The sequence below is a fragment of the Larkinella sp. C7 genome (assembly GCF_006149005.1).
In the GTDB taxonomy this organism is placed as follows: Bacteria; Bacteroidota; Bacteroidia; order Cytophagales; family Spirosomataceae; genus Larkinella.
Map to the genome: position 1 here is coordinate 457,773 of NZ_VBSL01000001.1, position 15,821 is coordinate 473,593.

Sequence of the window (15,821 nt, forward strand, 5' to 3'; positions counted from 1 at the left end):
TATTATAATTTATGGTATACAGTTTGAGCATGCTGAAAGCGTGCCTTGTACGGACAGTGAACGACGAACCTTATGCTGAGCAATTACCTGAAAATTGCGTTTCGCAATTTGCTGAAACACAAAACATTCGGCTTTATCAACATAGTCGGTGTGGCCATCGGACTGGCCTGTTTCCTGCTGATCGCCCTCTACGTGCGCGACGAGGTCAGTTTCGACCGTTTCAATACCAAAGCCGACCGAACCTACCGGGTTTTGCGGACCTTTCTCAATGCCAATGACGGCACTGTCGAGCTGAAACTCGGCACCGTGGCCCCTCCGTTCGGGCCACTGATCAAACAGGATTTTCCGCAGGCCGAAGAGGTCGTTCGGACCCTCAGCACCAGTTCGTTGCTCAAATACGGTGAGCACACCTACAACGAAAGTCGGGTGCTTTTTGCCGAGGAAGCAATTTTTAACGTACTGGATTTTAAGGTAATCAGCGGGAATCCGGCGCAGGCCCTGGCACAACCTTTTTCCATCATGCTGTCGCGGCCTATGGCCGAGAAATATTTCGGGAAGGAATCGCCGATGGGAAAAAGCCTGCGAAGCAACAACCAGTTTGAATTGATGGTGACGGGCGTTTTTGAACCGTTACCCACGCAGTCGCACATTCGTCCGGATTTTCTGATCTCGTTCAACACCCTGAACGACAACCGGGTTTATGGCGCCGAAGGACTGCGGACCAATTGGGGCAACAACTCGTTTCTGACGTATGTTTTGCTGGCCAAAGGCACCGATCCGGACAAATTGGTTAAGGCGTTTCCGGCCTTTCAAAACCGCCGGATCGAACCCAAGGCATCGACCTATTCGGTTCTGAATCTGCAAAAACTGACCGATATTCACCTGCGCTCCGACACGGACGATGCGCTGGAGGCCGATGGCGACATTCGCTATGTCTACATGTTTTCGGCCATTGGCCTGTTCATTCTGCTGATTGCCTGCATCAACTACATGAATCTGGCAACGGCACGCTCGGCGGGTCGGGCGAAGGAAGTCGGGATGCGGAAAGTGGTGGGCGCTCACCGGAGTCAACTCGTGGGCCAGTTTCTGAGCGAATCCATTATGCTGGTGATTTTTGCGTTGAGTCTGGCGGTGGTTCTGGTCGTTTTGTGTCTGCCTTTCCTGAACGATTTCACCCAAAAGCAACTGACGCTGGATCAATTGACGCACCCGGTTTTTCTGGGCATCGTGGCCGGTATCACGCTGTTAACGGGTTTGGTGTCGGGGAGTTACCCGGCTTTCTTCCTGACCTCGTTTCAGCCCATCAGCGTGTTGAAAGGGAAAATTGCATCGGCGATGCGAACGGGGCGGTTCCGGCAGGCGCTGGTGGTGACCCAATTTGCCATTGCGGTGGTGCTCATTATCAGCACGATGGTAGTCTATAACCAGATGGATTACATTCGAAATTATAAATTGGGATACCAGAAAGACCAGATCGTCTTGCTGCGGACGGTGGAGGATTCGACGGTCAATGCCGAAGCGCTGAAACAGGAATTGAAGAGCAATACGTCGGTTCTGGAAGTGGGACAGTCATCGCGGATTCCGTCGGGGCGACTGCTGGACTCCTGGGATGCCTACGTGGCCAAAGGCGATAGCATGGCTCCTTCAAAGGTGATTCTCAAAGCCTTATCGATCGATCACGATTTTATTCCCACCTACAATATGAAAATGGCGGCCGGGCGAAACTTCTCCCGCGCCTACACCACGGATGACACGGCGGCTTTTATTCTGAACGAAACTGCAGCCCGCATGCTGGGCTGGAAAAACCCCGAGCAAGCCATCGGAAAGGCGTTTGGCTACGGCCAACGGCGCGGTCAGGTGGTGGGCGTCACCAAAGATTTTCACTTTGAATCCCTCCGTCAGGCCATTCCGCCCATTGCGATGTTCATGCTGCCCGAGCGGAATAACTGGATTTCGGTTCACGTGGCGGGGGGAGCCGGTTTGCAGACGGCCCTGGCGCACATCGAATCCGTCTGGAAACGGCGTTTTCCCAGCCAGCCTTTTTCCTACGAATTTCTGGATCAGCGGTTTGGGCGGCTTTATACGACTGAGCAAACGCAGCAGCAGCTTTTCGGTATTTTCGCCGGGATTGCCATCCTGATTTCCTGCCTCGGTTTGTTCGGCTTATCGATGTTCATGGCCGAACAGCGCACGAAGGAAATTGGCATCCGCAAGGTGCTGGGAGCCTCGACACCTGGTCTGGTGACGCTGCTTTCCAAAGATCTGCTGAAGCTGGTTCTGATTGCCCTCGTGCTGGCGTCGCCGGTGGCGTGGTGGGTCATGAATCAATGGCTGGAAGGTTTTGTGTACCGAACCAGCATCAGCCCCTGGGTTTTCGTTCTGACGGCGGTCACCGCGATCGCAATTGCTTTTGCGACGGTTTCTTTCCAGAGTATCAAAGCCGCGTTGATGAATCCGGTGAAGAGTTTGAAATCGGAGTAGTTTTGATGTGCTGGTCAAGATTGCAACGGCGCCGACCGTCCGATCTTGACCAGCCCCACCATTCAGCAAAGCAAACAACCTCCCCTGTAAAAAATAAACCGTCCTAAACGGTTGCTTCTTACTTTGCCCGAATGATGATGGCGGTTATTCGGGTCACCCGATTGCGCCCTGATCGTATGCCCGGTAACGATACGTAACCTCAGATTCTGCCAACTCATGCGCAACGCCCAAACCATGCCAACCAAACCTAAAAAATCGTTCCTGCGGGAATGGCTCGATTCGATTTTGTTTGCCGTGATTGCCGCAACACTGATCCGGTTTCTGACCTTTGAAGCCTACGCCATTCCGACGCCGTCGATGGAGAACAGCCTGCTGGTGGGCGATTTCCTGTTTGTCAGCAAACTGCACTACGGTTCCCGAACGCCCCAGACGCCTTTGCAGGTGCCGCTGACCCACCAGAAGATTTGGGGAACAGAAATCCCTTCATACAGCGACCTGATTCAATTGCCAACGTATCGCCTGCCCGGTTTTACGACCGTAAAAAACGGCGATGTCGTGGTCTTCAATTTTCCCCCGCCCAAAGCCGGCGAACCCGATTACCCGATGGATCTGCGGACGAACCTCATCAAGCGCTGCATCGGCATTCCGGGCGACCAACTGGAAATCCGGCAGGAGCAGGTGTACGTCAATGGGAAGGCGTTTCCGACGCCGGTTCGGGCCGAAACCAGTTATTTCATGAGAACGACGGAGGTGCTGAACGAGCGGTTTTTCCGGAAATACAACATCATCAACGATTACAAATCGGCGGAAGGGCCGTTTATCAACTGGCAGCCCATCGAAGAATACAACGAAGCCACGAAGGCATCCGTTCTGGTGGGATACAGCGTTACAACCACGCCGGAGGTCATTGCCAAACTGAAAGAACTGGCGTGGGTGAAGGGAATCGAGCGAATGACGGAACCCGCCGGGCAACGCGCACCGGGCATTTACGGCGGCTCGGCGTTTGCCTGGAACCGCGACAATTTTGGTCCGTTAACTGTTCCGAAAAAGGGACAAACCGTCCCGATCAACCCGCAAACCCTCGCCGTTTACGGTACGCTGATTAGCCGCCAAGAAGGCAACGAGAAGGTGGAAATGACTGCGAACAGCCTCACAATCAACGGCCAGCCGATTACGTCCTATACGTTCAAACAGGATTATTATTTCATGATGGGCGACAACCGCCACAACTCCGACGATTCGCGCTACTGGGGTTTTGTGCCGGAGAATCACATCGTTGGCAAGGCGGTTTTCGTCTGGATGTCGATCGATCCCGATCCGGCGACGGTTTGGGCCAAAATCCGCTGGAACCGGCTGTTCCGGTTAATCGAATAAACCATGCTGTATTATACCCAAATTCTGTTTGTGAAACCGGGGCAGGAAACGGTTTTTCACGCCTTCGAAGAGCACGTTTTACCCTTGCTTCAACACTACCGGGGCGAATTGCTTTACCGGGTTCGGCCACCCCAATCGGCGGTGATTGCGACCACGCTGGGTTATCCGTACGAACTTCACCTCGTCACCTTTCCAACGAAGGCTGACTTTGAAGCGTACCGGGATGATCCGCAACGCCAGCAGTATCTGGCGTTGAAAGACCAGTCGATTGAACGGGTTCTGCTGATTGAAGGGGCAACATTGTCGTGATATTTTTCAGTTTCACGCCCGATATTGGTCAGTTTCCGCTACTTTGTATCCGTTTAGTTTTGTAAATCGAATTCAGTAATCACGACAAACCGTACCATTGTACACCATGAAAACCGAAAAAGTAATCTTGAGCGTTTTGCTGGCAGCCACCGCTGGTGTGGCCCTGGGCATCTTATTTGCACCGGAAAAAGGGGAAAAGGTCCGCAGAAAGATCCGGGAAAAGGGAGAGGATTACCTGGAAGACCTGAAAGACGAATACAACCATTCCGTCAAAAGCCTCAAGCGGAAAGTCGATGCCGCCTATGACGATATTGCCACGAAATTCAAAAGCCATTCGGAAGAGCCGAAGGAAAGCAAAACCGCCTAATTCCCACTTCACCGGGCAAGAAGCTTGTCCGGTGAGGTTGACTTCTGCGTAATTTTCGGTAAAGTTGCCGGATTATCGATTCACCATAGCCCGCTACCAACCGAAAAATCCATGGAAACCGCCATTGACCTCCGACTTGCGGTATTGATCGACGCCGACAATGTGCCTTATTCCAACGTCCGGGGTATGCTGGAAGAAATTGCCAAATACGGAACGCCGACGTTTAAACGCATCTATGCCGACTGGACCAAACCGACCGTGGCCGGTTGGAAAACCGTGCTGCTCGAAAATGCGATCACGCCCATTCAGCAATACAGCTATACCACCGGCAAAAACGCGACGGATTCCGCCATGATCATCGATGCGATGGACATTCTGTATACCGGGCGGGTCGATGGGTTTTGCATTGTTTCGAGCGACAGTGATTTTACGCGCCTGGCCACGCGCCTGCGCGAAGCCGGGATGAAAGTGTTCGGCATCGGCGAAAAGAAAACGCCAACGCCGTTTATCTCCGCCTGTAACAAATTCATTTACCTTGAAATCCTGAAAAAAAACGAGGATGTTCCTGTTCTCGTACCAGCCGCTGCCAAAACCCGTTCCCGAAAAAAAGCCACGCCGAGACCCGTTGAGGTCCCGGTAAAGCCAGCGAAAGAACCGGAACCGATTGCTGTTGTGGAACCCGAAGCGATTGGCAAGGTTAATAAAGACGTCATCAAGATGATTGCCGATAGCATCAACGACCTGGCGGACGAATCCGGTTGGGCGTTTCTGGGCGAACTCGGGAATCTCCTACCCAAGAAACAGGCCGACTTCGACCCCCGCAATTACGGGTTTAAAAAGCTGGTTCCGCTGTTAAAAAGCATCGACCAGTTCGAAATTGACGAGCGAGAAACCGGAAAGGGCAATTTTAAACTCGTGTATGTGCGGGTAAAATCCTAGCGGCTTATGAAAAAACCGGGCGTTTTCAGTGCCCGGTTTTTTTGTTTCCTCTAGTGTCCCCCTCCGTAGGAAGGCTTGTCGATTTGGGGTTTACCGTCCCGGTTGCGATTCGGGTGCGTTTCCCGGACATTAGCGGCTGTACGATCTTCATCGCCGTCCAGATACCTATCTTCGATGTCGGTCGGGGCAATGTCCTGAATTTCTTCATCCGGAAACTGGCTTCCGGGTCCACTGGTTCCGTTTGCCGACTGGTTGGCCAGTCCGGCCGGACCAATTGCCTTTTTGGCTTCGATCTCCTCTTTGCTCTTCTCTGCCATGCTACTGCTCTTTTCAGGTGAAAAAAGAAATTGATTGTCTTCAGGATAACCAATCAGAGCAGCTACTGTTTGCTTCGTTTTTGTAATTCGTGCTTGTATGCGGTCGAAATCGAACGAAGCCCGTCCTTTCTCACTTCTTTTTCTTGTAAAAATTATAGATGATTGAAACCTGAAACGTCCGGTTGCGGTATTCGACAATGGAACTGTTGGAGACGTTGTTTAGTCCGTGAATATACCGGAGGTTCAAACTGAACTTTTCGGCCATGTCCAGAAAATCGTAGTGGGCACCAATCGCAATACCGGTATCCTGCTTCTTTCCGGGGCCGTAGGGCGTGTCGATGGCGTAGCTGAACTCCGGCCCGGCCTGGAGCACAACGCCTTCGGTGGGAATCCAACCCAGCATCAGCGGAACACTCAGGTAGTTGTAATTATTCCGGATCGTTTGCGGATTGACACCCAGGCGTTTGAAGGTTCCTCCTTTGATGGAATACAATACTTCCGGCTGTGCCACGAAGCGTTTGTAGCGAAGGCGGTACACCCCGCCCAGATGAAAGGCGGTTTTGTAGCGGGAAATATACGGGGTAATGCCTTCCTGCGCGGTGATGGACGAACTGGCACCGGCTTTTATACCAAATACACCCTGAAGCTGAGCAAATGAAGCAAACGAAGCGAACAAAAACGCCACCAATATAAGTAGTCTGACTTTCAACATACGGTTTTGGAGAAATAAACAAATCCGTTCACCCCTGAGAGCGTGAACCGGCAGACAAATAACGGGAGAAATTCAGTTATCTTACGGGTAAAGCCCGAAGTTTCGGGCCATTTTCACAAAAATTAAGAGAATAGACAGGAGACAATAGACAAGAGAGTAAAGAGTAGAATCGTCGGTTTTCAGGAATTTCGTCTTTACTCTCTTGTCTCATCTCTCTTGTCTACCCCGCATCAATTCAGCCGCGGATCGACGGGGTAATGCGAGAGTACCCGGTATTGCCCGCCCATCTGGCGCAGGATGCCCCGCCAGAACTGGTCGGAGGGCGTATCGAAGATGTAGCTTGAGTCGGCCTGGGTCACAATCCAGGCATTCTGGGCCATTTCGTCGGCCAGTTGCCCCCCCGACCAGCCGGAGTATCCGACAAAAAACCGGATGTCGGATTCTTTCACGGCACCGGCGTTGATGAGTTGCCGCAACCGGTCGAAATTACCACTCCAGTAGAGGCCGTTGGGCAATTCGATGGATTCGTCCACCGTGTGGCCCAACCGATGGATGTAGTGCAGGGTGTTTTGCTGTACCGGCCCGCCGACATACAGTGAATAATCGTGGTACATTTCGTCAGTCAGCACGTCGTTCAGTTTCACCTGCGCAATCTGGTTCAGAACCAGCCCGAACGTGCCCTCCTCGTTATGGTCGCACACCAGCACGACACTTCGTTCAAAATTCGGATCGCCCAGAAACGGTTCAGCGATCAGCAGACATCCATTGGTGATCGGTTGTGCGCTCATATCGGTTGTATTCAGGTGGAGACTAACGTGAATTTAAGAATATATACGAAAGAGTACCCTACTTCGGTATACAGTTTTCTTTCTTTCCGTAACACAATCTTAATACCAGAAAAACGGATTTGCCGGAAAGCGTCCCGAATTTTGATTTTTAGGTTCCGTCGCGTCTTCTATTCATAAATCCTGTGTAATTTGTGATCAAACCTACCCGAATGCCCAACAAATCCATTTTACGCAACCCGATCCTCTTCATTGCTTTCGGCGCGGTCGCTGCGTTTTGCACCTACGCCTGCATGTATGCGTTCCGGAAAGGCATTACGGCCGTCATTTTCGAAGGCATGAGTTACGCCGGCATCAGCTATAAAATCTGGCTCATCACGGCGCAGGTGCTGGGCTATGCGGTTTCCAAACGGATTGGAGTGAAAGTGGTTTCGGAGATGAGACCGGCCCAACGCGCCTTATACATCCTCATTTTCATTGGTTTAGCCGAACTGGCGTTGCTCGGTTTTGCGTTGACCCCACCCCCCTACAACATCGTTTTTCTGTTTCTGAACGGCTTGCCACTGGGCATGGTCTACGGCATCATGCTGGGTTTTCTGGAAGGCCGGCGGCAAACCGATGCGCTCGTTGCCGGCCTCACGGCCTCGTTCATCTTTGCGTCGGGATTCGTTAAAACCGTCGCCCTGACCATCCGGAGTGTCTGGGGTGTTTCGGAGTTCTGGCTCCCGTTCGTCACGGGTCTGCTGTTTGTGGTGCCGTTGCTGATTTCGGTCTGGATGATGACGCTCCTGCCTCCGCCTTCGCCCGAAGACCGCGACCTCCGCACCGAACGGCGACCGATGAATCAGACCGAACGGCGGCATTTTCTCCAGACTTTTTCGGTGGGACTCACCACGCTGATCGTCTCCTACGTGCTGCTGTCGGCCTTCCGGGATTTTCGCGATAATTTTGCCCCCGAAATACTTTCGGCCGTCGGCATTACCAATCCGGGCGTGTTTACCAAAACGGAGACCACGGTCGCGTTCGGAATTCTGGTCGTCATGGGGGCTTTACAGCTCATCAAAAACAACTTTCTGGCATTCCGGCTCATCAACATCGTGATGCTGCTGTCGGCGGTGCTGATTGGCGTCAGTACCTGGTTTTTTCAGCAGGGCATCCTGTCGCCGGGAACCTGGTTTACGCTGGTAGGGCTGGGACTTTACGGGGCTTACGTGCCGTGTAACGGGCTGTATTTCGAGCGGTTGGTGGCGTCGTTTCGCTACGTGAGCACGGTGGGCTTCATCGTGACCCTGGCGGATTATTACGGGTACATGGGGAGTGTCGCCGTCGTGTTGTATAAAAACTTCGGCCAGCCGAACATCAGTTTTCTCGATTTTTTCATCTACTCGGCCTATGTGATTTCCGTGGTCTACGGCGTTCTGATCGTCGTTTCTTTCGGGTATTTTCAGCGGAAATACAAGGCGGTGGTTTCGCAGAGAGTAGCGGAGGGTGTCAGAGTTTAGCGGAGGGTTATTACCCAGGGTTTATCAGAGAAAAAGGAGTTAAACAGAGAAAATTTCTCCGCTTAACTCCTTTTTTTTCTGCTAATCTCCGCGAAATAACCGTATGGGCGGCCCCGTCTTTTATTCCACGACGCTCAGCTTCACGGTGTTCGTTTTCAGGTTTTCCATCAATGGCATACTGAGCGTATTGATGAAAATATCACCTGACTTCAGCACGCCCTGCTTCACCAGCAGATCTTTGATTTCGGAAACCGTCTGATCCACCGTGTTTTCCGGGTTGGGTTCATACGGCATCACCTGCACCCCCCAATAGAGCGCCAGCGCGTTCATCATGGTTTTGTTGGACGTAAAAACGTATAGACCGGCTTTCGGGCGGTGGTGCGACAACCGGAAGGCCGTATAGCCCGAGGTCGTAATACCGATAATCGCCTTGGCTTTGGTATCACGCGCCAAACGACACGCACTCATCACGACATTGTCGTTCAGGACGTTTTTACCCGGCTGTTCGTTGACGAAAGCGTGGTAGCGGTAGTAGATTTTATCGCTCAGTTCTTCAACCTTCAGAATGGTGTTGGCCATGTTTTCGACCGCCAGAATCGGGTATTTGCCCGATGCGGTTTCGGCACTGAGCATCACGGCATCGGCTCCGTCTAACACGGAGTTGGCAACGTCGTTAATCTCCGCCCGGGTTGGACGGGGCGCGTCGATCATGCTTTCGAGCATCTGCGTCGCCACGATCACCGGTTTTGCCGCCTTGTTGGATTTCTCAACGATCATTTTCTGAATCATCGGAACCTCTTCGGCGGGCAGTTCAACACCCAGGTCACCCCGGGCCACCATGACACCGTCGGTAGCGGCAATGATTTCGTCGATGTTCTGAATCGCTTCCGGTTTTTCGAGTTTGGCAATCACCCGACAGGATTTACCCCGCGCCCGGATGTACTCTTTAATTTCAAGAATTTCGGACGCCTGCCGCACGAACGACAGAGCAATCCAGTCCACTTCGTGTTCCAGACCAAAGTCCAGATCTTCGAAATCTTTCTCGGTGACCGAGGGCATCGAAACCTTCGTATTGGGCAGGTTGACCCCTTTTTTCGATTTCAGCGGTCCGCCATATACCACTTCCGTGATGACGTCGGTGCCGTCTGTTCCAATTACTTTTACCTCCAGTTTACCATCATCCAGCAGGATGCGTTCGCCGTTCCGAACGTCGCGGTACATGCCTTTGTAGGGCGTACTGACGCGTTCAGCCGTTCCAATGATTTCGTCATTGGTAAAGACCAGCTTATTTCCGGAATAAATCATCACCCCGTTTTCATCCTCGACTTTGCCGATGCGGATCTTGGGACCCTGCAAATCCTGCAGGATGGCGAGGTTCAGGCCGTATTCAGCGTTGATTTCCCGGATGCTCTTGATGCGGGCTAAATGATCTTCGTGTGTGCCGTGGGAAAAATTCAGCCGGAAAACATTCACACCGGCGCGGGCCAAAGCCAGCAGTTTTTCTTTGGTGTCGGACGCCGGGCCGACCGTGGCAACAATCTTGGTTTTTTTCAATGACATAGAATTTGACAGAAGTCAGTAGACCATACAGGTGCAAAATAAGCAACCCTTTCCGACAATCCAGCAAATTTTCTGTAAAGGTTGTATAATCAATGTTAAAAAATGCGTTTCACCCCCGCTTTTTCGGCTGGTCCGGTTTGTTAATCGGCGTGGTTTCAGCCAGCTTTTCGCCCATCAATTGCCGGTAAACGCCATTGGTCCAGCCAAAACCGTCCTGATTCGGGTAATAGCCCCCGCCTGCCGTCAGCGTATCATCTTCCACATTATATTTTTCCATCATTTTACCGGTTTCCCGAAAAACCCGGTCGTTGAGGGCCAGCCAGCGGTCGCGCCCTTCTGCGGCTGTTTCCGAAAAACCGTAGTTCATAAGTCCCTTATACACAATCCACTGCAAGGGTGCCCAGCCGTTCGGCGAATCCCATTGCTGTCCGGACCGAACCAGGGTCGTCACCCAGCCACCGGGTTTCAAAAAATCGCTCCGCAGCCGGTTATGAACACCCTCCGCCTGTTCGGGCGTGGCCAGTCCGAAAAACAACGGAAAAGCAGCCGCCAGCGTTTGGGCAGTCGTCCGCCGGTTAGTAACCAGGTCATAATCAAAATAAAAGCCCCGGTCCTGATCCCAAAACGTCTGCGCAATGGCAGTTTTTCGGCTTTCGGCCAGCTGTTCAAACCGTTCCGACGCCGACACCTCACCGGTTTGGCGGTAGGCGTCACGCAACGTCAGTTCCAGCGAATACAGGAGACAGTTCAGATCGACCGGCAACAGGGTGGCCGCGCTGGTGGTAGCCATTGTCTGGCCGTCGCTGAACCAGCGGCTACTGAAATCCCAGCCCGACTCACAGGCGGCCCGCAAATGGCCGTAAAAAACCGTAGACTCGATCCCGACTGCATTGGCAGCTTCGGTCAGTTCCACTTCCTTGCGATAAGCTTCAGCGCGGGGCCGGGGTGTCGGATCAAAATACCGGTTCAGCACCGTGCCGTTTTCCAGCCGGGCCACGCGCTGGTCAAACGGACGATCCACGTCCAATCCTTCACTACTGGTCATCCAGAACGTATATTCCTGCCGCAAACGGGGCAGGTAGCGGGTCAGACCTTCCGGGCCGTCCAGTTCGGCCAGCAACTGCACCATCAGCGCAAAAACCGGCGGTTGTGAGCGGCTGAGGAAATAGGTCCGGTTACCGTTTGGAATGAATCCGTAGGTGTCGATCAGGTACGCAAAATTATTGACCATGTTCCGAATCAGATTGATCCGCCCCGCCTGTTTGAGTCCCAGCAGCGTAAAGTAACTATCCCAGTAAAAAATCTCGCGAAACCGCCCGCCCGGCACGACATACGGATGGGGCAGCGGCAACCGCGAACTGCCTTCCACCGGCACATCCGGATCGCGTGTCAGGACATCCCAAAGCTGATCGATGTGGGCCGTGGTCGTCATCGTGGCATCGCTGACATAACCGGATGCGGGTGAATCGGGCAGCGTAAAATGCTGGTCGACAAACGCTTTCAGGTAAAAATTGGGTTTGTTTTTTTGAGCTTCATACTGCGCCAGAATAGCCTCGGGAGCCATCAGCGGGACACTGTCCACGAAGGTTTTCGAGTCGGAGAAAATACCGCTCAATTGAACATCCAGAAAAAAATCGCCAAATACGACATCCGGTGCCGGTGCCGTCTGATAGGTTGGTGGGAGCATTGTACCGTTTTTTTATGGGACTCTATTTCAGTAACCCCGAAAGCCGTTTCAAGGTTTTCCGGCCCCTACAGAGGTTACTACAACCCGGAACACCAGGTCCCAACGGGGCAACTATCAATAGCCCCGGATGCAATCCGGGGAAACGCGACACGAACCGGATTGTACACCGGGGAAACGGGATGCGAGCCGGATTGTACGCCGGGGACGCGGGATATGACCAGAATAAGCGGTTTTCCCAAACATCTCGCTCCCGTATAAGTTAGTTTTAATAGGTAGACTGATTGAAACGGGACTTTTGACGAGAGAAATATGGCGACGAACAAAGCAGGCTTAGACGATAAACTCCACTGGTACAAGGATGCCATCATTTACGAATTACACATCAAAGCCTTTCGCGACAGCAGTGGCGACGGCATAGGCGATTTCCGGGGATTGCTGGAAAAACTGGATTATTTGCAGGATCTGGGCGTTACGGCCATCTGGGTGCTGCCCTTCTACCCATCGCCCCTGCGCGACGACGGCTACGACATCGCCGACTATTACAGCATCAATCCGTCGTATGGCAACATTGAACAGTTTCAGGAATTTTTGCAGGAAGCGCACAACCGCAACCTGAAAGTGATCACAGAACTCGTCATCAACCATACTTCCGATCAACACCCGTGGTTCCAACGGGCGCGAAAAGCGCCGAAAGGTTCGCCGGAACGCGACTACTACGTCTGGACCGACGACCCCAGTCAATACAAGGATGTCCGGATTATTTTTCAGGATTTCGAAGCCTCCAACTGGACCTGGGACCCCGTGGCCCAGCAATACTACTGGCACCGGTTTTTCCACCATCAACCCGACCTAAACTACGACAATCCGCTGGTTCAGGACGAAATCATCAAAATTCTGGATTACTGGTGTAAGATGGGCGTGGACGGTTTTCGGCTCGATGCAGTTCCCTATCTTTTTGAACGGGAAGGCACCAACGGCGAAAATCTGGCGGAAACGCACGCGTACCTGAAAACACTGCGGAAACACATCGACGAGCATTTTCCGGGAACCATTTTTCTGGCCGAAGCGAACATGTGGCCGGAAGACTCGGCTTCGTATTTCGGTGACGGCGATGAGTGTCACATGAACTACCATTTTCCAGTAATGCCACGCATGTTTATGGCGGTTCAGATGGAAGACCGGTATCCAATTACCGACATTTTCGACCAGACACCCGACATTCCGGAAAACTGCCAGTGGGCGATTTTTCTCCGAAACCACGACGAGTTGACGCTCGAAATGGTGACCGACGACGAGCGGGACTACATGTATAAAATGTACGCCAAAAATCCGAAAGCGCGCATCAACCTGGGCATCCGGCACCGGCTGGCTCCGCTGATGGACAACGACCGGCGGAAAATCGAGTTGCTGAACAGTCTGCTGTTTTCGCTGGCCGGCACCCCGGTTTTGTATTACGGCGACGAAATCGGGATGGGTGACAACGTGTACCTGGGCGACCGCGACGGCGTTCGGACCCCGATGCAGTGGTCACCCGACCGGAATGCCGGTTTTTCGGTGACCAATCCGCAGAAGCTGTACCTGCCGGTGATTCTCGATCCGGCCTACCATTACGAAGCTGTGAACGTGGAAACCCAGTGGCAGAACACCTCGTCGCTGCTGTGGTTTACGAAACGGATGATCAACATGCGCAAGCGGTACAAAGCGTTTGGGCGCGGGAATCTGACGTTTCTGAACGTCGAAAATCCGAAAGTGCTGGCCTTTACCCGCAGCTACGAAGGCGAGACGCTGCTGATTGTGGTCAACCTGTCCAAACACTCGCAACCGGCGGAGATCGACCTGATCGACTACAAAGGCTACCGGCCCGTTGAACTGTTCAGTAAAAACCGGTTTCCGGTCATTCGGGAAGACAGCCCGTACCCGTTTACGCTCGCACCCTATGATTATCAGTGGTTTTCGCTGCAAAAAGCACACCCGGATATCGATCTGGAAAATGCGCTGCCATCGCTGACGCTGGCGAAATGGGAAGACCTGACGCTGACCAAAGCGCGGACGACGCTCGAAAACGAGATTTTGCCGAACTACATGGCGAAGGCCCACTGGTTTATCGGCAAAGGCCGGGAAATCGACAGTTTTGCCATCACCGATCAGGCGGTTATCCATCTGGACGACAAAACCGGCTCGCTCCTGCTGGTGGAGGTGTCGTATGAACAGGGGTTACCCGAATTGTATCAGGTTCCGGTCGTTTTCGTGCAGGGTGACCGGGCCAGCCAGATCGCCACGAGTTGCCCGCAGGCGGTTTTGGCAACCTTACAGCTTGGCGATCAGGACGGTTTGCTCTGCGATGCGTTTTTCACCGTCCGGCTGCATCAGTTGCTCTTCACCAAAATGGCCGCGAACAAGGCCATTCCGGCCAAAAATGGCAAGCTGGTTTTTACCGGAAATGACAAGCTGAAAAGCTATCCGTTGAACGCCGGAGAGATCAAATCCAAAATGCACACCGCCGACCGGGATTATACGGCCATTGCCTACGATAACCAGTTTTTCCTGAAAATGTACCGAAAAGTGGACTGGAACCTGAACCCGGACGTGGAAATCACCCGGTTTTTGAGTGATGAAGCCCATTTTGAGTACGTTCCATCGTTTATCGGTACCATCGAATGGCAGTCTGAGAAAGGCTCAATTGCGTTGGGGATGATGGAGGTGATGGTGGAAAATCACGGCGACGGCCACAGTTTTATGCTGGAACGGATTCACAATTTCATCGAGCGGATTCTGGCGCGGAACAAAGAGACACTGGCTTCGATTGTCCGCCAGGGAAATTGGAGCGAACCCTCCAGCTTTGATGATTTAACCGCCGAAAGCCGGGAATTGCTGGGTGGTACGGCTTCGGAAGAGGCCCGTCTGCTGGGCATCCGAACGGGTCAGATGCATCTGGCGCTGGCCAACACCACCAATAGGGACTTTGCCCCTGAGGAGTTCTCGTTGCACTACCAGCGGTCGCTATTTTCCGGTATGCAGTCGCTCGTTCGGGAAAGTTACCAGAGCCAGACCAAAAGCCTGAAGGATTTGCCGGACGACAGCCGCCGGGAAGTGGAGGACATTCTGGGTAAAAAGCAGGCGGTTTTGGCTGCTATGAAGCAGATTTATGACCACAAACTGGATGCGCTGAAAATTCGGATTCACGGGAATTATCACCTGGGGCAGGTGTTGCTGACGGGCCGCGATCTTGCCATTCAGGATTTTGGCGGCAATCCGCTGCGGAGTTTCAGCACCCGGCGCATCAAACGGTCGCCGTTGCGGGATGCAGCCACGATGATCCGGTCGTTTTATTACGTTGCATACGAAGGTTTTCTGGCCACCAACCAGGTTCCGAAAGAGGACATTAATAACCTGCTGCCGTTTGCCGACTGGTGGGCGTACCAGATCAGCCAAATCTTCCTGAAAGCCTACCTCGACACTGTTGAGGAAGCGAATTTCTATCCAAAAAACCGGGCCGACCTTCGGGTTATGCTGGAAGCCTATTTGCTGGAACGAGCCATGTTTGACCTCAATGATGACTTGGCCAACCGCCCGGACCGGGTGCTGGCACCGGTTCGAATCATCAAAGCAATTCTTGATTGAAAAGCCTTTCAAAACCAATCAAGCAAATCTCTGACAACCACACAATCCGTTGTGGTTCAGAAACTTAAATAACATATTTAGCATTCTGGAAATGGTTATTACCCGGATTAGAATTTTTCTAATCCGGGTGTTTCCCGAACCATTCCACGCTAAATGGTCTTATTTAA

12 protein-coding genes are annotated in these 15,821 nt (G+C 52.7%); 7 read left to right on the top strand and 5 right to left on the bottom strand.

All coding sequences use genetic code 11. The features are described from left to right. The first annotated feature begins 72 nt into the window (after positions 1–72). The 5 genes from FH871_RS01860 to FH871_RS01880 all read left to right on the top strand — a co-directional run bounded on the left by FH871_RS01860 (position 73) and on the right by FH871_RS01880 (position 5,470). Positions 73–2,481 carry an ABC transporter permease gene (locus FH871_RS01860; protein ID WP_138989631.1) on the top strand — a complete coding sequence of 803 codons (2,409 nt, stop codon included), beginning with the start codon at positions 73–75 and terminating at the stop codon, positions 2,479–2,481. A 216-nt stretch (positions 2,482–2,697) separates the two neighbouring features. Next, a complete protein-coding gene (gene lepB / locus FH871_RS01865) occupies positions 2,698–3,855 on the top strand; it encodes a signal peptidase I (RefSeq protein ID WP_138989632.1) in 1,158 nt (385 codons plus the stop codon). A 3-nt stretch (positions 3,856–3,858) separates the two neighbouring features. Continuing rightward, on the top strand, positions 3,859–4,164 hold the full coding sequence (locus FH871_RS01870) for a DUF1330 domain-containing protein (RefSeq protein ID WP_138989633.1): 306 nt from the start codon (positions 3,859–3,861) through the stop codon (positions 4,162–4,164). A gap of 106 nt (positions 4,165–4,270) precedes the next feature. Continuing rightward, entirely contained in the window at positions 4,271–4,531 is a 261-nt protein-coding gene (locus FH871_RS01875) for a YtxH domain-containing protein (protein WP_138989634.1), read from the top strand. 111 nt (positions 4,532–4,642) lie between these two features. Next, positions 4,643–5,470, top strand: a complete 828-nt coding sequence (locus FH871_RS01880; RefSeq protein WP_138989635.1) for an NYN domain-containing protein — start codon at positions 4,643–4,645, stop codon at positions 5,468–5,470. Between the two features lie 50 nt (positions 5,471–5,520). Here FH871_RS01880 and FH871_RS01885 read toward each other — a convergent pair whose 3' ends face one another. From FH871_RS01885 to FH871_RS01895, 3 genes are all read right to left on the bottom strand, one after another. After that, positions 5,521–5,787 carry a hypothetical protein gene (locus FH871_RS01885; RefSeq protein WP_138989636.1) on the bottom strand — a complete coding sequence of 89 codons (267 nt, stop codon included), beginning with the start codon at positions 5,785–5,787 and terminating at the stop codon, positions 5,521–5,523. A 130-nt stretch (positions 5,788–5,917) separates the two neighbouring features. Beyond that, positions 5,918–6,499 carry a porin family protein gene (locus tag FH871_RS01890; protein WP_171062729.1) on the bottom strand — a complete coding sequence of 194 codons (582 nt, stop codon included), beginning with the start codon at positions 6,497–6,499 and terminating at the stop codon, positions 5,918–5,920. A 230-nt stretch (positions 6,500–6,729) separates the two neighbouring features. Continuing rightward, on the bottom strand, positions 6,730–7,287 hold the full coding sequence (locus tag FH871_RS01895) for a YqgE/AlgH family protein (protein ID WP_138989637.1): 558 nt from the start codon (positions 7,285–7,287) through the stop codon (positions 6,730–6,732). Between the two features lie 209 nt (positions 7,288–7,496). Between FH871_RS01895 and FH871_RS01900 the strand changes: the two genes are divergently transcribed. Next, positions 7,497–8,786, top strand: coding sequence for a DUF5690 family protein (locus FH871_RS01900; RefSeq protein WP_138989638.1), 1,290 nt, complete (start codon positions 7,497–7,499; stop codon positions 8,784–8,786). Between the two features lie 120 nt (positions 8,787–8,906). Here the strand turns inward: FH871_RS01900 and pyk are convergent, their stop codons facing one another. Both pyk and treF read right to left on the bottom strand, forming a co-directional pair. Then, a complete protein-coding gene (gene pyk, locus FH871_RS01905) occupies positions 8,907–10,346 on the bottom strand; it encodes a pyruvate kinase (RefSeq protein WP_138989639.1) in 1,440 nt (479 codons plus the stop codon). Between the two features lie 109 nt (positions 10,347–10,455). Beyond that, on the bottom strand, positions 10,456–12,033 hold the full coding sequence (gene treF, locus FH871_RS01910) for an alpha,alpha-trehalase TreF (RefSeq protein ID WP_138989640.1): 1,578 nt from the start codon (positions 12,031–12,033) through the stop codon (positions 10,456–10,458). Between the two features lie 309 nt (positions 12,034–12,342). Here treF and treS point away from each other — a divergent pair, with 309 nt between their 5' ends. Continuing rightward, positions 12,343–15,654: a maltose alpha-D-glucosyltransferase gene (gene treS, locus FH871_RS01915; protein ID WP_138989641.1), complete on the top strand. Its 3,312-nt coding sequence runs from the start codon at positions 12,343–12,345 to the stop codon at positions 15,652–15,654. Positions 15,655–15,821: the final 167 nt, after the last annotated feature.